The 20,580-nt window shown below is 42.9% G+C and carries 26 protein-coding genes; 1 reads left to right on the top strand and 25 read right to left on the bottom strand.

Translation table 11 applies throughout. The annotated features are described in order from the left end of the window. Positions 1 to 90 precede the first annotated feature (90 nt). From EQP46_RS23040 to EQP46_RS22925, 24 genes are all read right to left on the bottom strand, one after another. Entirely contained in the window at positions 91 to 339 is a 249-nt protein-coding gene (locus EQP46_RS23040) for a FliM/FliN family flagellar motor switch protein (RefSeq protein ID WP_017012258.1), read from the bottom strand. Continuing rightward, positions 323 to 1,039: a hypothetical protein gene (locus EQP46_RS23035; RefSeq protein WP_129495828.1), complete on the bottom strand. Its 717-nt coding sequence runs from the start codon at positions 1,037 to 1,039 to the stop codon at positions 323 to 325. Before EQP46_RS23035 ends, EQP46_RS23040 begins: the two co-directional genes overlap by 17 nt. Then, entirely contained in the window at positions 1,039 to 2,181 is a 1,143-nt protein-coding gene (locus EQP46_RS23030; protein ID WP_129495827.1) for a flagellar hook-basal body complex protein, read from the bottom strand. The genes EQP46_RS23035 and EQP46_RS23030 overlap by 1 nt, the downstream gene beginning before the upstream one ends. A 9-nt stretch (positions 2,182 to 2,190) precedes the next feature. Continuing rightward, positions 2,191 to 2,619 carry a flagellar hook assembly protein FlgD gene (locus EQP46_RS23025; RefSeq protein ID WP_017012261.1) on the bottom strand — a complete coding sequence of 143 codons (429 nt, stop codon included), beginning with the start codon at positions 2,617 to 2,619 and terminating at the stop codon, positions 2,191 to 2,193. Next, positions 2,597 to 3,334, bottom strand: coding sequence for a hypothetical protein (locus EQP46_RS23020; protein ID WP_129495826.1), 738 nt, complete (start codon positions 3,332 to 3,334; stop codon positions 2,597 to 2,599). The genes EQP46_RS23025 and EQP46_RS23020 overlap by 23 nt, the downstream gene beginning before the upstream one ends. Further along, positions 3,321 to 3,755: a hypothetical protein gene (locus EQP46_RS23015; RefSeq protein ID WP_129495825.1), complete on the bottom strand. Its 435-nt coding sequence runs from the start codon at positions 3,753 to 3,755 to the stop codon at positions 3,321 to 3,323. Before EQP46_RS23015 ends, EQP46_RS23020 begins: the two co-directional genes overlap by 14 nt. Then, on the bottom strand, positions 3,727 to 5,046 hold the full coding sequence (locus EQP46_RS23010; RefSeq protein WP_129495824.1) for a FliI/YscN family ATPase: 1,320 nt from the start codon (positions 5,044 to 5,046) through the stop codon (positions 3,727 to 3,729). Before EQP46_RS23010 ends, EQP46_RS23015 begins: the two co-directional genes overlap by 29 nt. Further along, positions 5,036 to 5,704: a hypothetical protein gene (locus tag EQP46_RS23005; RefSeq protein WP_129495823.1), complete on the bottom strand. Its 669-nt coding sequence runs from the start codon at positions 5,702 to 5,704 to the stop codon at positions 5,036 to 5,038. Before EQP46_RS23005 ends, EQP46_RS23010 begins: the two co-directional genes overlap by 11 nt. Then, positions 5,697 to 6,077 (bottom strand): hypothetical protein, encoded by a 381-nt coding sequence (locus EQP46_RS23000; protein ID WP_129495822.1) that lies wholly within the window; start codon positions 6,075 to 6,077, stop codon positions 5,697 to 5,699. Before EQP46_RS23000 ends, EQP46_RS23005 begins: the two co-directional genes overlap by 8 nt. Continuing rightward, positions 6,055 to 7,428: a flagellar basal-body MS-ring/collar protein FliF gene (gene fliF, locus EQP46_RS22995; protein ID WP_129495821.1), complete on the bottom strand. Its 1,374-nt coding sequence runs from the start codon at positions 7,426 to 7,428 to the stop codon at positions 6,055 to 6,057. Before fliF ends, EQP46_RS23000 begins: the two co-directional genes overlap by 23 nt. Positions 7,429 to 7,430: 2 nt before the next feature. Next, on the bottom strand, positions 7,431 to 7,697 hold the full coding sequence (fliE, locus tag EQP46_RS22990) for a flagellar hook-basal body complex protein FliE (protein ID WP_194956914.1): 267 nt from the start codon (positions 7,695 to 7,697) through the stop codon (positions 7,431 to 7,433). Next, positions 7,697 to 8,110 (bottom strand): flagellar basal body rod protein FlgC, encoded by a 414-nt coding sequence (locus EQP46_RS22985; protein ID WP_129495819.1) that lies wholly within the window; start codon positions 8,108 to 8,110, stop codon positions 7,697 to 7,699. Before EQP46_RS22985 ends, fliE begins: the two co-directional genes overlap by 1 nt. Continuing rightward, on the bottom strand, positions 8,110 to 8,427 hold the full coding sequence (locus EQP46_RS22980; protein WP_129495818.1) for a hypothetical protein: 318 nt from the start codon (positions 8,425 to 8,427) through the stop codon (positions 8,110 to 8,112). The genes EQP46_RS22985 and EQP46_RS22980 overlap by 1 nt, the downstream gene beginning before the upstream one ends. A 12-nt stretch (positions 8,428 to 8,439) precedes the next feature. Beyond that, positions 8,440 to 9,567, bottom strand: a complete 1,128-nt coding sequence (gene flgI, locus EQP46_RS22975; RefSeq protein ID WP_129495817.1) for a flagellar basal body P-ring protein FlgI — start codon at positions 9,565 to 9,567, stop codon at positions 8,440 to 8,442. After that, positions 9,568 to 10,131 (bottom strand): flagellar basal body L-ring protein FlgH, encoded by a 564-nt coding sequence (locus EQP46_RS22970; protein ID WP_129495816.1) that lies wholly within the window; start codon positions 10,129 to 10,131, stop codon positions 9,568 to 9,570. Positions 10,132 to 10,133: 2 nt separating this feature from the next. Next, the gene (flgA, locus tag EQP46_RS22965) at positions 10,134 to 10,814 is read right to left on the bottom strand and encodes a flagellar basal body P-ring formation chaperone FlgA (RefSeq protein WP_129495815.1); all 681 of its coding nucleotides are present in this window, start codon (positions 10,812 to 10,814) and stop codon (positions 10,134 to 10,136) included. Continuing rightward, on the bottom strand, positions 10,815 to 11,576 hold the full coding sequence (locus EQP46_RS22960) for a flagellar hook-basal body protein (protein WP_129495814.1): 762 nt from the start codon (positions 11,574 to 11,576) through the stop codon (positions 10,815 to 10,817). A gap of 1 nt (position 11,577) precedes the next feature. Then, the gene (locus EQP46_RS22955; RefSeq protein WP_129495813.1) at positions 11,578 to 12,249 is read right to left on the bottom strand and encodes a flagellar hook-basal body complex protein; all 672 of its coding nucleotides are present in this window, start codon (positions 12,247 to 12,249) and stop codon (positions 11,578 to 11,580) included. Next, positions 12,249 to 14,270: a flagellar biosynthesis protein FlhA gene (locus EQP46_RS22950; protein ID WP_129495812.1), complete on the bottom strand. Its 2,022-nt coding sequence runs from the start codon at positions 14,268 to 14,270 to the stop codon at positions 12,249 to 12,251. The genes EQP46_RS22955 and EQP46_RS22950 overlap by 1 nt, the downstream gene beginning before the upstream one ends. A 14-nt stretch (positions 14,271 to 14,284) precedes the next feature. Continuing rightward, on the bottom strand, positions 14,285 to 15,349 hold the full coding sequence (locus EQP46_RS22945; RefSeq protein ID WP_240671788.1) for an EscU/YscU/HrcU family type III secretion system export apparatus switch protein: 1,065 nt from the start codon (positions 15,347 to 15,349) through the stop codon (positions 14,285 to 14,287). An 18-nt stretch (positions 15,350 to 15,367) separates the two neighbouring features. Continuing rightward, positions 15,368 to 16,150 (bottom strand): flagellar biosynthetic protein FliR, encoded by a 783-nt coding sequence (locus tag EQP46_RS22940; protein WP_240671787.1) that lies wholly within the window; start codon positions 16,148 to 16,150, stop codon positions 15,368 to 15,370. After that, complete coding sequence (locus tag EQP46_RS22935; RefSeq protein ID WP_017012279.1) at positions 16,147 to 16,410, bottom strand: flagellar biosynthetic protein FliQ; 264 nt, start codon at positions 16,408 to 16,410, stop codon at positions 16,147 to 16,149. The genes EQP46_RS22940 and EQP46_RS22935 overlap by 4 nt, the downstream gene beginning before the upstream one ends. Next, complete coding sequence (locus tag EQP46_RS22930) at positions 16,403 to 17,446, bottom strand: tetratricopeptide repeat protein (RefSeq protein ID WP_161972887.1); 1,044 nt, start codon at positions 17,444 to 17,446, stop codon at positions 16,403 to 16,405. Before EQP46_RS22930 ends, EQP46_RS22935 begins: the two co-directional genes overlap by 8 nt. 103 nt (positions 17,447 to 17,549) lie before the next feature. Continuing rightward, positions 17,550 to 18,077, bottom strand: a complete 528-nt coding sequence (locus EQP46_RS22925) for a tetratricopeptide repeat protein (RefSeq protein WP_129495809.1) — start codon at positions 18,075 to 18,077, stop codon at positions 17,550 to 17,552. Positions 18,078 to 18,971: 894 nt separating this feature from the next. Here EQP46_RS22925 and EQP46_RS22920 point away from each other — a divergent pair. Continuing rightward, entirely contained in the window at positions 18,972 to 19,934 is a 963-nt protein-coding gene (locus tag EQP46_RS22920; protein ID WP_129495808.1) for a transposase, read from the top strand. Between the two features lie 296 nt (positions 19,935 to 20,230). Here the strand turns inward: EQP46_RS22920 and EQP46_RS22915 are convergent, their stop codons facing one another. Continuing rightward, positions 20,231 to 20,575: a hypothetical protein gene (locus tag EQP46_RS22915; protein ID WP_129495807.1), complete on the bottom strand. Its 345-nt coding sequence runs from the start codon at positions 20,573 to 20,575 to the stop codon at positions 20,231 to 20,233. Between the last annotated feature and the right edge of the window lie 5 nt (positions 20,576 to 20,580).

The raw sequence follows: 20,580 nt of genomic DNA, 5'->3' as shown, positions 1-20,580 counted from the left end.
AATATACTGCGATAAAAAATACAACAATAAGTATCGAAATCAGTATAATATATTCAAAACTAAAAACATTAGTCTCCGGCTTAAAAGGCATTAGATTACTTCAGCAACTTCGACAGCAAAGAAACCGTCCTCTTCAACAAGAATCCCTTTAGCAATAGTTTTACCATCCATCAATAGTTCGACCTTTTCATACAGCTTTACATTGGTGCTAATAACACTCCCTGGAGACAACTTCATAATATCACCAAGGGTACACGCTACGTCGCCGATCTTAACCTCTAACGAAACAGGTACATCAGAGAATGTATTTAGACGTTTATTTTCAACTTCTGTAGTCACTTTCCACACTTCCTAGAGTTAACAATGGTCCACCTTCTTCAAGTGTCACGAAGGTATTTTTTGATATAACAGTGCTTCGATGCTCGATCATCAAGCCATTTTCTAGTTTCTGATTGGTTTTTATTTTCATTCCCGGTTCAATATTACCCAAGACACCAACCGTCGAACTTACATTGTTTATTTTTATATTTAACGTTACTAACATTGATTTTATACTATCAGAAACTTCTTTTACCGACAGTTTCCGAGAGGTTGAAAAACCTATTTTTTGATTAATAGTCTCAATAAAATCCGAGTTAATTGAGACATGAATAACCCCATCCTCGCTATTGAGATATATCTCTTTGAAGTCAGATTTTTCATCTAACTTCCTATCCTTATCTAAACCAGACTCACTGAACCATTGCTTAATTTTCTTATTTAGAAAAAAAGCCTCAAAATCTCTGTTTTGTTGCTGATAAGTATCACCAAAGAAATACTTCATCAGATTCTGAACCATTGCGCGGTCAAAATCGAACCGAATGGCGTTTCCTAAAGAGATTTGGATGCTTCCTTCGAAATGCCGTAATGCTTCACTGCTCACGCCTTCAGTGATGGTTACTGTCTCGTTGGAAAGGGAAGGAAAACAACACACCATTTCATCTAGGATGAATGAGACAAATCGCTTTTTACTTAGTTGAATGATTTCGGTGCCAGACATTAACCACCCGTACTATTGTAGAGTTGTTCGAGAAGCTGATTGGACACCGTCATTACACGAGAACTCGCTTGATAAGTTCTCTGAATAACCATCATATCGCCGAACTCCTCCGCCAGATCGACATTAGACAGTTCAAGAGAGCCAGAGATAATGCTCGCGTCTACGCCTCGACCTATTGCAGTGATCTCCGGTTTTTTTTCAGCAACAAGAAGATGACCATCTTTGACACTAAAATCATCAAAGTTGTCGACTTTAGCTACCGCAACCCTGCCAATTGACGCTTCATCACCGTTGCCATAGATCAAAACGACATTGCCATCATCTTCAAAACGGAGCTCTGTATACGGTGATTCTGCCGAACCGTCGATTTCTGTTAGTTCTAGGGTTGATGTTTCGTTTTCTTCTCGCAGTGTCAGTCCTGTCAGGGACCCTGGTTCACCAAAGCTCACCGTAATAAGTTGCCCACCTTCAAGCGTGGCAACAACCTCATTGCTTCCAACTGTAAGTGTGCCTGCTAAATCAAATTCCAGCGTTCCCTGACCAACTTCGTTACCGTCAATATCTGTAATACTGACACCCCAAGTTTCGTCATCGGCGTTGTACTCTAAAAACGTAGAAAGCTCTTTATACTCCCCCTCGCTATCAAAATAGCCCATCCCCTCTAATGAAACGTTGGGATCTTTGGTGGATATTTCTCCCGTCAATGTTGCTTCTGTGCTCGCCACAGCAGCAATTGCGGCTTTGTCACCAATTTTGATGTCTGTTATAGCACCACGATTGTCGATACCCGCGACTTCATAACCAGAGAGACGATCCACCAGCACATTGTCATCATTCAGGGTAAAAGTGCCCGCTCGCGTGTAATACTGGTTCGTGCCATCCCTCAAAACAAACATTGCACGCCCATCTAAATAGAGGTCCGTAACATTGCCCGTTTGTGATACCTCACCATCAGTATATTTAACAGATTCAGATGCAACACGGGCTCCTAGCCCTTTGTCGCCGGATTCAACATTTGAAAAGAAGACTTCTTTTGACTTAAAGCCAGGCGTTTGCATGTTAGCCACATTGTCACTGACAATGTCCAAAGCCTCTGAGCTTGTTTTCATCCCCGACAAGCCGTTATAGAAAGACTGAAACATAGCCGCTCCTTAATTTTCTTCGTTGTAAACGCGGGTAAGCTGGGAAACGGGCAATTCGTTCAGAAAAAATTCTTCACCACTCGCATCTGTCACCTTCATAGACACGACGGTGCCTGTGGTGTTAAAGCCAACCGAGATCACCTCACCAACAACCAATTGACCAGCAGATTGGGTCTCTGCCACTTTGCCAATCAAACCTATTCCTTGATTGGCTTCAACAAGAGAGCGGAGGCTTGCCAATTCCTCATTTGCCACTCGGTTTGACTCGAGCAACGAAAATTGAGCCATTTGAGCAAGAAAGTCTTGGTTGTTAACAGGTTCAAGAGGGTCTTGCGCCCTTAACTGGGTCAAAAACAGCTCAATAAAATCATCCTGCCCCAATGCATTATTGAGTTGGCTGGTTTGGGTTGCAGCACTACCTACTGGCGGGATATCCATTGAATACCTCCGTTTTGCCATTAATTGTCAATGAAAGTGGAACGTGTGGAAGAGAAGAATCTGAATTGAAGAGCTGTTGTTTCAGAGATACCCCTTCAACATCTTCAAAATTCCTGTACATGATTTTTAGATTCTTGCCATGCTCGACGACTTTGATAAATACCTTTGCGTAATCATCGATAGGTCTGTATGGGAGCAAAACCTGTTGTCTGTGAGTTTCGGAACGATTGATGCTGGCATTTTCAACGTTGCGTTCAGTGTTAATGTGAACACCAGCAGTAAACGATCGATGAATGCTATTTGATGACATCGCAGATGCGTTCTTTACCCATGTGATATTGCCGTCTTTAACACCCGCCGTTTGCGTGTTCGTCCCCACCAGATTTGGTGAAAAAGTGCCGGAGTCAAATTCAGAAGATGAGATCGTTTTGTACTGACCAGTGGCAAAAGCGCTTTGAATGAATGCTTGATTAAGCAGCGTTGCAATTTCAACGTTTACATCAATATTTTTCTCATCCAGTGTCTTAGAAAAATCCTGTTCAAGAAGAGAAATATAAATGTCATCAGATACATATTCCTCTATTTCCGTAAATTCAGGTTCGCTGACAGTTTCCCGCTCTAAGTACTGCTTAAATGAGTCATGATTGTCTTTATTGGTTGCAACATCTCTTCTTTCTGGCTCAACCAATGTTCCAAAATCGCTATGAATTTCCATGTTGAATCATCCCCGCCTGCTGCGTTACCAGTTCGTCAACCTGTTCGCTAGAAACAGAAGGTTGAAGGCTTTGCTCAACCTTGCTTTCCAGTTCTTTGAGAGATTCTTTAATCGCCCTCTCTCTTCTGAGTCTCTCTTGTGATCTTTCTATCAATTTTTCCAAATCACTAGACTCTGCTTCGAGCGTGTTGATGGTCGTCATGACTTCATCAATCTGGTCTAACGAAAGCTCATGTAAACGCGGGTTGGCATAGCATTCAGACGAGATATCGCTTAGCAATGGAATGTGTTGTTTTAGGTCATTCAATTCGGCATCAACACTCGAACGTTTCTCTAACAGGGATTGCTGCGATTTCATCCTTTTCTGGATCTCAACATCCTGCTGTAAGCGCTTAATCTTGATGATTCTGGGTAAAGGCATCAACTTTCTCTCTTAGCGCTTTGCTTACGCTTCCAGGCCAGGTATAGAGTTCATTATCAAGCGATTTCTTCAAATCAATCACTTCGTCTATACCCGCATTTGAACCCTTCTGATAGATCCCCGTTTTGACAATATCCTCAACCTCATGATATTCGCCGTATATCTCTCTCACTCTTCGCTCAAACTCGAGCTCAGTGCGATTGAATACATCCCCCATTGTGCGAGAGCGACTCTTCAAAATATTGATAGAAGGGTAGTAACCAAGGTTTGCCAATTTCCGATCCAACACATAGTGACCATCCAATACACCTCTCAAGTAGTCAGAGATAGGTTCATTGACATCATCACCATCAACAAGAATGGACATCACGGTGGTAATACTGCCTTGGTTCTTGAAGTTGCCCCCGAGCTCAACTAAACGAGAAAGCTCAGAAAAAACGGAAGGTGGGTAGCCTCGCGCAACAGGTAACTCACCGCGAGAAATGCCAATCTCTCGCATGGCATGAGCCAAACGTGTGATCGAGTCAATCACCACAGCCACTGATTTGCCCGCCTGAGAAAAGCGGCGAGCATAAGCCATCGCGATATATACGGCTCGTTTCTTGAGCACGGGTGAATCTTCCGTACTGGACGCGATTAAAATGGTTTTCTTGTTTTGATCTTTCGACGCCATTTCTGATTGGTAAAAATCAACGATTTCGCGGCTCCGTTCACCAATCATTACGTAGATTTTTACATCCGCATCCACATTGGTGTAGAGCTTGTTCAACAAGGTAGATTTACCCACACCTGACCCCGCAAACACCCCAACCTTCTGGCCTTTACACAAAGGTAGAATGTTATCGATGATCGGCGAACCAGTCGTCAGTTGCTCAGAAAGGCTTTCCTTATAAATGGGTGATACTGGCTCTTGAAATAATGTTTGGCTCTCGCCGAATGACGATTCTTCATCCGATACCACATCTCCAAACCCATCAAGGACTTTCCCAAAGGGTTGATGCAATAATGTCAGTTGAGGGCGCTTTCCGCTGAAAGAAACAGGATCATTAATAGATAAACCGTCAATACTTCTAAGCGGGGCAAGAAGACAATATTTCTCATCCACCGAGATCACTTCGCATTCAATACTTCTATCCGCTTTGCCAACTCGAACTGATTCACCAAACGAACAGTTGTGATGCGTTGATTGAATGTATCCGCCTTTAATAGAGGTGACTTTTCCAAAAGCACTTGAAAGGTGAGTGTCACTCACTCCAAGTGTCAACTCTGAAAGCAATTGCTCAAATTGCATCGACACTATCCTGCAGGTTTGCCTTAATCACCTTTATTTTTTCTTCAGCAGATAAGTGATAACAAAGCGAAGGTGTTTTCAGGTTGATCTCGCCAGCCTTAAGCGATTTGTTTACACCGACAACGTAATTCAACGTCTCGAAATAGCGTTTTAATGCGGCATTGCCATAATCTTCTCTCGAGAGATCCAAAGCCACACGCTCGCCTTGAGCTTCTTGAGATAAATTCGACAGTTCATCTTCAAAAAGAGAAGGTAATGAGGAAAGAGAAAATACCTTTTTGACCAACATCGCAGCAAATGCCAGCTTTTCGGCTTCACACGCTTTGTGTGTATCATCAATCGCTTTATTGAGTGTTTGGATTGATACGGCGAACTGCGACAGAGCTTCACTTAATGCCTGGTTTTCTTCAATGAACGCGTTTTTTTCCTTCGTCAGTGATTCAGACAATGCATTGCACTCTTTTTGCTGCAGTGCAATAGCTTCCTCACGCGATTGCAGTTCTAACTCAAGCTCTTCTTTAGCCTTGGCGTAGGCTTTTTCTTTTTGGTCATTGAATGCTTGCTTGAGCGCATCAGCATAGTTCTTTTCTATAAATCTTTTGATGTTATCACCGTCAACTTCACGAACGTTGAGCTGATTTTGGGAAGACTCATTCATTATCTAGTTCTGCGTATTCAGTGAGGGTTTTCAACGCGAAGCTATCAAGTCCATCCAGATACTCTGAAGCAGCATCTCTATCATTGATACTGAGCCAAGTGCTGTTTATGACCCAATCAAGCAACGTTGACCTGTTGTTTTGTGGTTCTTCGGGAGCTTTGCTCTCTAGTTTGTGAATAAGCGCAGGTTTGTTGCTTTCTTCCACAATCGCGCTTTGCATAGATCGAAGGAGATCCGCAGAGTAAAGAGGTGTGACTTCAAGCTCCTTCATGACCAGATCTTTCTCTTCTGCATTAAAACGCGCGAGTACTTTTTCACGAACTTTTGCTGAAGATTTAAGCATCAAGAAACTATAGATTAAGGTTTTGCTCAACTTTCCTCTCCTCAATCCATACTTTCAGGTCAGCCGTAATCTGTTTAACTTCTTCTTCTGTCGTACGTTGTCGATACGAGAAAAAAGCGGCAAAAGAAAGCGTTAATAACGCTAACAGCGCGAGAAACAGATAAAATACGTTGGATGAAAACCAATCGATAACTTCATTTCCGGTTTGTACCGGAGGAGTGATCTCCTGCTTTTCAGTTTGTTCAGCGTTTGCTATTTGCTCAGCATTAACCATCGATTGGTTTGAAATTGCAGTGTCGGATTTCGTCTCAGGTGTATATTGCAACACCGACAACTTATCTCCTCGAGCTTCATCCAAACCCACAGCCGATTTGATGAGTGCGATAAGCTCTGATTCACTGAAATGATGACTCCGCGGAAGCAATACACTGACAGTTAATCGACTAATGTTGCCACTTTCATATTCGATTTCACGCGTTAGTGTTTGATAGCCAAACTCTTCGTTAAGCACGGTAGATTTCGATTTACTTTTAGAACCTTGTATCGTCTCAGTAGTGCGTTTCAAAACAGCAGGTTCTTTAGACGCATCTAAACCTTGAGCACGTTCAGAGACTTTATCGTTGTTTACCTCAACCCATGCGGAAACACCAACCTCATCGTTACCATAAAATGGGGCAAGTAGACGCTTAATCTTGCCTTCAACATTGCTCTCAACTGCGCTTTTTTGTCGAGTTCCACCGGCGCTAGACATGCCTTCATCTGCACTCGTAAATGCCCTTCCCTGACTGTCCAACACTGACACTTTTTCTTCTGTCAATTCTGGAACTGCATTGGCGACTAGGCTTACAACCGCGCTGACAATGTCTCCTTCATTTGCTCTTCCTTGTGGGGTAAGTTCAATCGTGACTGCAGCCTTAATGTCGGCCTTCTTAACCGAAAAAGACTTTTCTCTTGGAATCGCAAGGTGAACGCGAGCAGAGTTAACACCTTCTATCAGGATGAGAGAGCGTTCTAATTCTCCTTGGAGTGCGCGCTGGTAGTTCACTTTTTGATAGAAATCAGACATCGCATGTTGTGACTCAGAGAAAAACTCTAGCCCCACAACCTCACTATCAAAGACAGCATCTTTTGAAAGTTGAATTCGAGCCTGCGACAGTGTTTTATTTTCTATCAAAATACCCGAACCAGCCTCTGGATACTCAAATGCAATTCCCGCTTGCTCAAGACTATCGACAATTTTTGCTAATTTCTCGGAGCTTTGGTCAGTAAATACTCGTGTATAATTTTTATTAAGGAAAGCGACACTTAAATACGCAGCCAAACCCAATATAAAAACAAAACCTACTACCAGTAAGATTTTCCCATTCTTACTAAATTCCATGTCTAAACCTGCATCCTTGTTACTTCTTTATATGCATCAATAATGCTATCTTTCATTTTGACTGTGTACTCGATATTTAACTTTGCCTTTTCAATATCGATTAACAGAGAATGCAGTTCGACATGCTCACCTTTCGCCATTTTATCAATGCGAGAATCAATACTTTTCAACATCTCTGAAAAGTTATTATCATCAACCTTCACTGTTGGCACTTCATTAGTTATCTGAAGAAGGTTAACAACTTCAGACTGAATAGCGTCTATTTTCATTATGAGTTCCCTCCTAAAGAAAGTACCCTTCCATTCATTTCTTTCTGTAAATTAAACAAACGAATACTGGCTTCATAAGCGCGTGTTGCTTCATTGAGAAACATCATTTGTTCTTCAAGCTTTATAGCGGTTTTAAACTTAGTGATTGTTTCAGAGCCACTCACATCTAATACGCTATCCACACGGTTGAAATTATTCCGTATCTCAGCTGATGGCGCATCTACACTGCCACCAAGTACAGCCTCTTTGATATCAGGAAAATTTTGTACTTTTATATACTTCGCACCGGGCACGTCAGATTTGCTGCTATAAGTCTCATTGATCATGGCTAAGTTGAAAGCAACAGCTTCGAGGCGGTTTCCTTCTGCGCTCAACGATGTCGATAAGATGTTGTATGTACTGAGATCATTCATTACGCACTTCCTTTAATCACCATTCTTTCCAGCTGCAATCTCGCATTGGTCACTGAAATTAATTTACCCTGCTGGCTCGACAGATCGATGGCATTGAGCAGCAGTTCATCAATTGAATAATCTTCTTCTTTCAGTACAACGTGATCTTCCAAAGATGAAGCAGAAAGAGTCTCCAAATTAAAGCTCTCATTAAAAGAAACTGAAAACTGAGGCTTATTGGCCCTTTGAGCAAGAAGGTTATACGCATTCACTCTTGATTCGACAGATATTTTGTCCAATGCTTTTGATACTTTATTTAAAATCAACTCAACTTCCATGTCTTACCTCTTTTATTGGAGAACAAGCTCTGCATTAATAGCACCCGCCTTATCAGCCGCTTGTAAAACAACAATAATATCGCGCGTAGAAAGGCCTAAACGCCTCAATTCCTTGACCAAAGAAAATACGGTCGTTTCATTTCTAAAGTTAACGGCAATATTTTTCTTATTGTCGTTCACCTTTATATCAACATCTGGCACCACGACAGTTCGGCCATTAGTTGTATTATTTCGTCCAATGATCGTATTATTCGGCTGGCTAACATTATATTGAGTTTTTATACTCAGCTCTAAATTGCCATGAGCAACCGTCATCGCATTTACTTTCACATCACCGCCAGACACTATCGTTCCTGTTCTTTCATTGACCACTATGACGGCTTTTTGGTCGATGAGGACATCGATAGACTGGATACGCGCGATGGTTCGTATAACATTGCTAGAATTCTGGTTACCAACAACAACCTCGACCTTCCCAGAATGAACTGCTTCAGCGTTAAAGCCATTGGCACGGATTGCATCGGCAATGTTAATGGCGGAGTTGAAGTCTGGTTCGCGGAGAATAATGCCAATCCTGCCATTTTCATTAATCATCGTTCCCATGTTACTCCGCTCTATTGAGCCGCCTTTAGGAACGATACCAACGGTAGGATGATTCTTTTGTTGTGTGTTGCCAAACTGCTCAAACTTATAGCCACCGACAGATATTTGGCCTTGTGCGATGGCATAGTTTCTTCCATCTGCAGCTTCAAGTGGCGTCATTAGCAATGTTCCGCCTACGAGGCTTCTAGCATCACCTAACGCTGACACAGTCACATCAATCTTGTCTCCCTTTTCAGAGAAACTGCCCACCGTACCAGTAACGATAACAGCAGCAACATTACGGCTATTTACGTCGCTATCAGAAACGACTAAACCAAAATGCTCAAGTGTGTTAGCAATACTTCTAATCGTTGACTTACTTCTGCGGGAATCACCGCTGCCAGCTAAACCAACAACCAAACCGTAACCAATGAGCGCGTCTTCCCTATCCCCTTCAACGCGGGCAACATCCTTGAGCCGAACATAAGATTCTGCGGCGGAGACGAGTGGCGAGACAAGCAATGTAAGCAGAAAGAATAAAAATTTGGTTTTCATCATTTAAAACCCTAACCATCTGAAAAGAGAGCGGATAATTCCTGGCTTTCTGTTGTCATTCACTTCACCTATCCCACTCAATTCAATGCGCGCCGATTCGATTCTGGAAGAGATAACAGCACTATCTGGCGATAGATCTTTTTCTCGCACAAATCCGCTCAACGTAATCTTCTGCTCCTCGCCATTAACAGTCACAAACTGAGTACCCTCAATTTTCAGAAGCCCAAAGTCATCGATATCAATAACACGGGTAGTGATCGTAGCGCTGATGCTACCGTTTCTAGCGGTGCTGGCATCGTTGTTCATGCGGCTATCTAAACCCGCGTCCAGATTGAAAGCGCTGCCTTTATAGTTGCTTGAAATTCCAATACTGTGGGCGTTGTCCGCATCAATCCCAGCCGATGAAACCGCTTTGGCTTTCTCTTGAACCAAAACAGTGACGATGTCGCCAATAGAGGAAGCTCTTTGGTCTGCCCACGTCGATGTATAACTATCAATATCAAATTCAATGGCGTGGGCAGCGTTAGCACATAGCAAAAGACCCAAAGCCAGTAATATTGCTCTCATGTTTACTTGATCTCCGATTCAACCAGTTCAGAAGACACCACTTTGCCCTGAAGAATGTTGCCTGAGCTTGGAATTCGCACCCTGATAGTGTCTCCAACATTGCCAGAGTCCAGGGCCTTTACTTCAATCATCAATTGAAGCATTTCAGTGGTAGAGGTGAGAGAAACTGTATCCCCAGCTGCAATACCGTCTGATTTCAATATGTGTAAGTCACACAGCGTTGAGCCCTTCTTTATGCGCTGAGCAGCAATCACTCCAGTGTCAATCTCGTCTCTGCCAGCCAGCTTATTTGCGCATAAAAAGCCATCCGTCATCACCCACTCAAAGTCAGATTGTTGGATGCGCGCATGTTTACGAATGGACTTCTTCGCTTGCCAACCTAGCTGTTGACTGTAGACACGGAACCAGGAAGAGAGGCGTTTTCCCTCAGAGTCTTCGCCCATCACTCTGCAGCGATTAATCTTGTAAGTGCATTCCACAGCGAAGTAGCGCGTCTTTTGAAGCGCCTCTCCATTTTTCTTACCGACCGCTCCAATCACCAAGTCAGTGAAGCCTTTTGAAAGCAGATGTGCTGATAGGAATTGAGTCGCATCCGTGTTTTCTTCATTTGCATGCACACTGCTCACGCCGAGCAAACACATAAACCAAAGAGCCACTGCAACTTTATTTATCGTGACTATCATTTACCGCGTTAGGTTATTGATGGTTTCGAGGATCTGATCACTGGTTTGAATAACACGCGAGTTAAGTTGATAAGCGCGCTGAGCTGCCATTAAGGAGACCATTTCTTCAATCATGTTCACGTTAGACATCTCAGTGAAGCCCTGAAGAATCGTTCCTGCACCTTCTTCGCTTGGTAAGAGATACTGCATCTGTCCTGCACTCTCGGTGCGGTACCACAATCCACCGTCTCTCGCTTCCAACGACTCATAAGAATCAAATAAAGCGAGTTCAAGCTGCCCTAATTCAAGAGGTTCAGGTTCTCCCTGAATCACTCCGTTAACGATGCCATCACTCGAAATCTGAATTTCAGAGACATCTGGTGGCACAACAATACCTGCTGCTAGCTTGTGCCCATGCACTGTGGCCAAAGAACCATCTTCGAGTTTTCTAAGAGAAGTGACTCGCGTGTAGGCGTAGTCTCCATTATCTAGCTCGACTTCAAGCAAGCCATTGCCTTGAATAGCGAGATCAAGCGAAGAGCCAGTGAATTTAAACTCACCGTTGTCGAATCGATAGATTTCATCGCTGATTTCAACACCACTTCCACTGGTCGCTGATGTTGCCGCGTTTGGATTAGCACCTTCAGAAACAAGGCTATTGAAGACCGGTGTACTTGCTTTGTATCCCGGCGTATTAATGTTCGACACGTTATTTGAAATCATGTCGATATGCTTTTGGTGCGTTCTTAACGCTAGCTCCGCATTTGCTAGTGCATCAATCATCTTATTTACCTAATTCTGAGATCGCTTTACCGAGGGTTTCGTTATAAGCAACGATTGTTTTTTGCATCGTTTCCACATGTCGTCTCGCTGACATCATTTCGAGAACTTCTGTTGAAGGATCAACGTTTGATTGTTCTAAATATCCCTGGAGAACCGTACTAGAAGCGTCAAAGTCCAATGTGGTAGAAGGATTAACATGCCATTCTCCGCCGATGTATTGACCCTTTGTCATGGCGGAAGGAGACACCAGTAATAGTTGATCAAGCGCGCCGTTAAGGTCCGAAATTTCTCCACTGCCAGAGATTGAAACATTGGAAGAGTCAAGAAAGACATCACCATTTTGGCCCTGCAAAATACGCCCTTTACCATCAATCACCTGCCCATTTCCCGTCAGGCGGAACTGACCATTCCTGCTAAGGTAAAGGCTGTCACCTTGTTTGAGCACAAACCAGGCTGAACCATTAATTGCCAAATCAAGAGAACGGTTGGTCTGTCTTAACTCGCCTTGAGACATATCGATGGATGTTGCCATTGAAGTACTTTCGGATGATTGACCATGTAACCGCGATTTAAACCCGACGGTTGTCACGTTTTGCGTATTGTTGCTAATTCGCTCCAACGCATCTAAATTACGGGTGATCGACGAAGCAACAATTTCAGACACATTTTCCACTACGCGTTCTCCTCATACGTGAGCTTTCCAATAGTTTGGACTGATTTCACACCACGGACTTCCTGAGCTGAGATCACCGCGAGTTTAGGAACCACTCTCTCCGTGATCTTCCTAAGTGGCGAACGGATAGCTCCCGAACATAGCAGTACGGGTTCCATTCCTTTTGAAAGAATCTCTTCACAGTGAGAGACCAGCTGTTTCAGTACACTATCTATGTTGAATGCGCCTGACGCCTCGCCACGCAGCGTACGTTTAAGCATGGCCTCCAGCTGAGGGGACATAGTGATAACATTCAGCTGTTCGTTTTCATCGAGATAACGTTCACAAAGTCGCAACGCTAAGCGCTCGCGTACCTTCTCGACTAACTTATCAATGTCTTTGTTTTCCTGAGCCGCATGCTCGGCCAGTGTCTCGAGGATCAGCTCCATATAACGGATGCTGACTTTCTCAGTCAGCAGCATGCGACAGATACGGTGAATATCCGAGATCGTGAGCAAGTTAGGCACGATCTCATCCACGATTGATATCTTGTCCTGCCTCAAAGAGATAAGGATCTGCTCGATATCTTTACGGGAAATAATTTCATGAAGGTTATTCTTCACGGTTTCAGAAATATGCGTGAAAACGACCATTTCAGGCTCAACAAGCGTACAGGATTGACTTTGTGCCAAGTCCCGCGCAGCACTATCGATCCAAAGAGCGGGTAATCCATAGGCTGGCTCTTTGGTCGTTTCACCTTCAAGTTGAGAAAGAACGTCGGTATGGCCAATCGCCAGCACCTTGTCTGTTTTTAACGTGCCTTTGCCAACACGAGAACCATGAATATGGATTTCATAATCATCAGTCCTCAGCAATTCATCTTCGGTAAATTTGATCTCTGGACAAATAAAACCAAACTCTTTAGCAACAACCTTTTTCAAAGCTTCCAGACGTTTTCCTAGGTTCCATTGATGCGAGGTGCTTAGGGATTTGAGGGACGCACCCAGTCGCACCTCGAGTGGATACACTTTGATGATGTCCGCAAGATCTTCTTTCTCCGCGCTTTCAATCTCAATATCGGTTTCATGTTCTTTGCTTCTGATTGCCCACCAAACACAAACTGCAAAGAAGACAGCGACAACAAGGATTGGAATGGTAGGAAGACCATCCAAAAATAGTGCGCCTATTAACGCAAGAGTGACCAAAATCAGTGTGCGAGGATGAGAGGAAATTTGACGCCCTATCTCTCGGCTAAGTTCAGTGTCAGTCGCCGCGCGCGTAATGATGATACCTGTCGCAACTGCGATGATGAGCGATGGTATCTGGGTGACAATGCCATCACCAATTGTTAGCAACGAATACTTAGTTAGAGACTCACCCCACGTAAGATCGTGTTGCATCACGCCGATAGTGACACCACCGATAATGTCGATCAGGATGATGATGATGCCTGCAATCGCATCACCTTTTACAAACTTTGTGGCACCATCCATCGCACCATAGAAACTGGCTTCTCTTTCAATATTCGAGCGGCGCGTCCGAGCTTCTTCCGCATCAATGAGACCCATATTCATATCGGCATCAATGGCCATTTGTTTGCCCGGCATACTGTCTAACGTAAATCTGGCAGCAACCTCTGCCACACGCTGGGCACCGTTAGTAACAACCACATACTGAACAACAACAAGAATGATAAAAACGATAAACCCGATCACATAGTTGCCGGATACAACAAACTCACCAATAGCGCCTATCACTTCCCCTGCATCACCCTCGCCTAAAATAAGTCGCGTTGCAGAGATGTTGAGCGCGAGCCGAAATAATGTCGCAATCAATATAATGGAAGGAAATGTAGAAAAGCTCAGTGGCTTATCTGTACTGAATGTCAGCAAAAGAATGAGCAAAGCGACACTGAAGTTGATGATTTGAAGAAAATCCAACAACGACGGCGGAATCGGCAGAAAAATCACCATCAAGATCAGTACAACACCGATGATGAATAAATTACTATGCCAATCTTTTAGAAAATACTGCTTAAACAAATGACTACCTTACTTCACAAATTGGCATTTTTACTTTTCAATAACCACTTATAGATTTCCGACACCTCGTCATAAAACTCAGGTGGAATCTCCCTTCCTATCCGGATTTTTCTATAAATCGCTCTGGCTAGCGGAATGTTCGTTTTCGTATGAATACGATGTTCTCTTGCTATTTCTTTTATTGCCTCTGCTATCGGCCCTTTCCCTTTAGAAATAACTTTCGGCGCTGTCATTGTTTCTTCGTCATACTTTAGTGCAATAGCAATATGTGTTGGATTGGTAATAACCACATCCGCATTAGACACATTGGTGAGAGAACCAACTTTAGAACCGAGTTCTTTTTGGAGCTGCCTTCTTTTTTGCTTTATCTCCTGATCGCCATCTTGGCTTTTATACTGATCTTTAAGTTCTTTCTTTGTCATTCGCATTTCTTTTGCAAATGACCAATTTTGAAAAATCAAATCAAACAAAGTGAAAGGTAAAATAGTCAGGATAAAAAGAGCCACAGTCTTACCAAATAAAACCTGCGTTCTTTCGAGTATCAACCAAGCTGAAAGCCCAGAATTATCTGGGATATAGAGAACCTCGTCATAAAACAAATACCAAGCCATAACAGAGATAAAACTTAAACGAAGAATATTCTTTGCCAATTCAAAAAGCGACTTTATCGAAAAGAGTTTTTTTAGTCCCTTAATAGGATTAAGCTTTCCAATATTTGGCTTTAAAGGATGAAAACTGAAAACGCCCTTAGTTTGTAGCAAGTTGATGAGTACACCAAAAATAATCGCGGTGAGAAAAACTGGCATTAACGCCGACAAGTAGGCGTTAAAAAGTTTGTTGAGTAACCAATCGAGACTACTGGTCACATCCAGATTCGCTGCCAACAAAAAAACGTCCGATGTCGTTGCAAGAACGACGATACCGACATGGGAAATCATTGCCATAACCATGATCAACGTCACCAGTAAACTGGCTGTGGATGTTACATCCATGCTCTTGGATACTTGACCTTTTTCTCTGGCTTTACGGAGTTTATAGTCTGTTGCTTTTTCTGTTTTTTCTTCCGTAGCCAACGACATGCCCCTTCTATAAATTTGTCAGTACAAGGCCTGCCAATACCTTACGACGTTATCAAATAGCTCCTCAGACACATTAGTGATATGTCGTGATGCAAGGCCTAGAATAATGAATGCCACAGCAATTTTTAACGGCAAACCCACAAAATATATGTTCACTTGTGGCATAACCCGGCTACACATGCCTAACACTAAATCAACCCAAAAAATAGAAACCATAATGGGTAAAACCAAAATCAAACAAAGCATAAACTGGGAAGAGAACAGTGCAATCAACATATCCAAATCCGGCTCACCAAACCCACTTAAAATTGGAAAAACGCTTAACGATTGAGTCAATGAAAGAAGAATAAAATAATGCATATCTGTTATAAAAAACAACAGAAAAACAAACACAAGGACAACGCGGGTCAATATAGGATCAGACTCGCTCATCGACGGGTTAAATATACCCATGGGGTTGAAGCCCACTTGCATATCTAACACGCGCAAAAATGTATAAATCGCGCCATACGTCGCAAGCAATGCAAACCATAATATTAATCCAATTCCAAACTCGATTAGACACGCTACCGCCAATGCCGTACCATCTAGCTGTACAGCGCGCATAATCATATTGTCATCACCCACTCTGAATAAAATAACCAGAGAGAAAACAATCGTTACCAATACTTTTATATAAGGCGGCAACATTGAAAGTGGATTTATACTCCTAAATACAAGAGGAGGTGTGACCCTACAGAGGATCAAAAAGAAGACACTAATATAGTTTTGCCAGTCAATGGCTACTTCATTATCAATCACAAACTCGAAGCATACTTAAAAAGCGAAATGGTAAACTCTGTTAATACACCAAGCATCCAACCGGACATCACCATAATAATAAGCGCCACAGCAAACATTTTTGGAACAAAGGTTAATGTCATTTCCTGTATTTGCGTTACTACTTGAATAATACTCACTGCCAATCCAACGACGAGAGCCACCAATAAAATAGGGCCACAAACAAGAAATGCTGTACTCATCATTTCACTGAGTAGAAAGCTCGCAGCGTCTTTATCCATTTAGCTTTTGCTTGGTTAAAAAGTTAAGAGTGATCGTTTCACTCAGGTTTTGCTCAGCCAGCTCTGATTGGAAAGACATAACACTATTCATGATCGCCTCCGCTTGCTCATCCATCCCCTTCACTTTTAGATAAAGCGAACGCGCAAAAAGAGCAGAAGCACATTGAGCATCAAGTTTTAACGCTTTCTTAGCTAACTGCTTAGAAGCACTCCAGTCTTCACGATAGGCTTTCACAACGGCTAAACCACCATGGCACTCAGCAAAGTTATGTTCTATTTCAACCGCTTCATTAAACGTTTTCTCCGCAGTATCCAAATCACCCGTCGCGAAAAAACACCACGCGAGGTTGACTCGGCTACCAACATGATCCGGCATTTCTTTGCATGCTAGCTCGTAAGTAGAAATCGCTTCTACCAATTCTTGACGATACATATGGATGAGCGCTTTCATCGCCAAAACTCGGCCACTCGTTGGCATCATCAACAGCAAGCGAGAAACTTTCTGCTCTGCAGTGTTCATATCGAGCCTATAAAGAGCCAAACTGGCAGCAGTCACCAGAGCATCGGTTTGTTCAGCATCGATCTCTAACGCTAACGCTTGGTATTTATCAGCCTCTTCGTACAATGCATCGTCAACATAAAATAGACTTAAAGCACCAAGCACATCTGCTTCTTCTGTTGAGTCACACTGAGTCAAAAGATCTCGAGTTAGCGTAATGGCTTCAGGAATATGCTCCATGTGTGCTAAACATCTTGCCTTCATCAAACCATTTTTTACGTCGAGCCCTTCAATGTCATCAAGTAGCTCATTTGCCTCTGCAAACGCTTTCTTTTGGAAATGAGCAAGTGCGCAATTTATCTTCAAGCCTGACTGGTCATAACCTTCAGAAAACAAATCACCGTAGGCTGAGATAGCCTCATCATAGTCTTTCAACGCAAGAGAAATATGCCCTTTCCAACTGAGTAGATGAGCATCTTTATTGTTATGTGTGAGAGCTGTATTTAATGCTTCCTTCGCCCCCTCGAAGTCACCCATTTTCGCCAATGCTTCAACAACATCACAGGCTAACAATGAGTTACCAGGGTCGAGCGCCAAATACTGCTGCATACGCTCTATCGACATAGTCAAACGTGAACCTTTAGTGAACCTGGTCGATAGACGTTGTTGGCTTAGGCTCACTCTCTGACAAATTAATGTCTTCAAGCACATTGCGCGCACGCTCAACGTAGTAGTTATCTGAGTCTGCTGACGCTATCAATTTGTTTAGCAGCGTTTTAGATTCAGACACGTCTTCTATCGTCAGATGCAATAGAGCCTTGTGAAACAAAACTGGAGGATAAGTGCCATCTTCTTTCAACACGACGTCCCAGCATTCGGCGGCTTTCTCGAGTTCATTCATTTCTCGATAAACCATCCCAAGTTGAAACCTTTCATGAAGGCGAGAAGGCGTCCTATCTAAGAGAAGAGCGTAATGTTCTGCCGCAGAATCAAACAACCGAAGCTTGGCATATACACTACCGAGCATTGAGTCTAACTCATCAGAAACAACACTCTGTTTTGTGAGGTATTTTAATTTTTGCAAGCCCTGATCAAGCTGTTCTTTCTCTAGATCAAGTGCTGCTAATGCTAAAAGTTCTTCCGTAGAAAACAATTCAAGATACTGCATAGTTCTTTGTCCAACCGACTGCTTTATTGTTTGCCCGACTTATCTTACAGAACGAAGGGCTTTTGTAATTTGGTTATACAAACCTTAACGCATTTCATCTCTTTTAGAATAGTTATTCTCAGTGCATGTCAGCTTTTTTAACAGATTGAACAGAATTACAGATAGTGAGAGAGAGAAATATATGAGAGAAGGAAAAAGCGGAAATGGGAATCTCGATGTAAATAAAGCCATACATTACATTGTTATATGACTTTCATCACCAAGCGATAGATTTGGATAGACTTACAACTAGGGGGACACAGCATCAGGCAAAGCCGTATTTAAACAATAATACACTTCTGATATGTTTCAATGAGTCGACAGGTTTTTTGACACAATCCTGACAAAAACAAGCGCACAGGTTATGTTTAATGGTACTGCCCTGTTATTCATCCATTCATCTTCCGCATCTATCTGGCACAGAGTTTTGTTTAAAACACCTGCTGCCAAAGCTGCTCTCAAGAAAACCTCTGTACCGACTACTGGGCCCTTTTCAACGCACGCATATGCTTCAGCCTTTCCGCTGAAACAAACCCCAAACGTTTTAGTATGTCAGGTCCACCATCATCGATGTGTCGCGTTTACTTTCGAGGCATTGACGCCCCGACCAATCAACAAGTTCGAGATAATCCATCAAGCGAATAAGCAACCCTTCTGGCATCTATGCTCGGGGGGGGCCCGCAAAGGGGAATAAGAGAAACAAGAAACAAGATAGACAGACACTTTAAGAAAACAACAAAAATGTCAGTTTCAACATTTCTTGCTCATCCGCCCACCTTGAATACGTCAAGATGAAAGGGGTATCTCGCTGAGGTACTTTCAATGCACCATCATTGCTTATCAAAGTTTCCAACAATGGCTCAAGCGCGTTCTTCTCTCATCAGTATTGACGCAACACCCTACTATCACTGTGTTTCGCGTTGCGTTCGTCGCTCCTTTCTATGCGGTCGTGATGAAACAACTGACAAGTGCTATGAACATCGTCGAGGTTGGATTGAGAAGCGGTTATTAGCTCTCTCCCAAGCCTTTTGCATTGATGTTTGTGCCTACGCCATCATGAACAATCACTATCACGTCGTCCTACACATCAACGCAGACGAGGCTAAGACGTTATCTCCAACTGACATAGCTGAACGTTGGCTAGCTTTCCATCAAGGTCCTTTGCTTATCCAGCGATTTATACGAGGGGACAAGCTATCAGAGGCAGAATCAGAACGTTGTCTGGCTATCATTGAAGTTTGGCGGAAGCGTTTAACGTCAATCAGTTGGTTTATGCGCCTTATCAATCAACATATTGCAGCTGAAGCAAACCGTGAAGACAAATGCACAGGGCATTTCTGGGAAGGGCGATTTAAGAGTCAGGCACTGCTGGACGAAAAAGCGTTAGCGGCTGCGATGACTTATGTCGATCTAAACCCTGTGCGAGCGGCAATTGCGGATACACCCGAACAGTCTGACCATACGTCAGTAAAAGCGAGAATTGAGTCGATAAAAAGTGATGAGATGACAGCTCCGAATTTGTTCCCGTTTGCCGGCAACCCGCGCGAAGAGATGCCTGATGGGATCCCTTTTCGCCTGTTGGATTATTTGGATCTGGTTGATTGGACTGGGCGCCAGATACGCAATGACAAACGCGGCTATATTCGCAGCACTTTACCACCCATTCTTTCAAGGTTGGGGTTTGACAAAGCCGATTGGCTGAACGCCTGCACCCAAGTAGAAAGAGGCAGGTTAGTCGGCAGCAGCCAAGCCATTAAGACCGCGCTGCCCCACCTAAACCGAAAGCGACTTTCAGGGTTCAGATTGCCTGATAGCTAAACCTTCTCCTCGCACAACTTTACAAAGCTAACAGGCCATCGCCTGTTTTCGTGCTGCCTGAAACTTATAAATTTAGCGTGATTTGAAAAAATCTCTTCCTAACAACCCACTCTGAGCACCTTTCCTTAAAGTTAGACAATAAATCAGTCACTTACTAACAGACTAGTCATCATCTTTATCTAAAAGTGCCTGTCTCTATTTTTACGCGCGAAACGACAAGAGCGTATTGACTTGACGTTCGGGGAGCGCCCATATATACCTCTGTTTAGTAACCGTTTTTTAAGTCACCACACGACCTAGTCGACCATTTCCTCCAAACTTACATGTATTGTTGGGTCCATTCTAACTATCAAAGAACGACTTAGCGCATCCTCATCAAAGGAAATAATTAAGGTTTTACCCTTAGGACTATTTTCAATACACAGATTTAAAACAGCCTCTTGGTAAATATTTACTATCTCTTCCTGATTGAATTCAAGCCTCATTAGGACTGAGCTTTGAAATATGTTTAATGAAAACTCAAAAGCTAACCCGGCTTCTGTATTTAATTCATAACAATGAAAACCATCTTCCGGTTTTGACTTATATTTAGAAGACCCAAAAAAATCTATGAGCTCCCACTCCTCAGGTATATCCACCATTAAAC

Origin of the sequence: Enterovibrio baiacu, assembly GCF_004120195.1 — a bacterium.
Lineage (GTDB): Bacteria > Pseudomonadota > Gammaproteobacteria > Enterobacterales > Vibrionaceae > Enterovibrio > Enterovibrio baiacui.
This window is presented reverse-complemented; position numbering and strand designations above follow the sequence as displayed.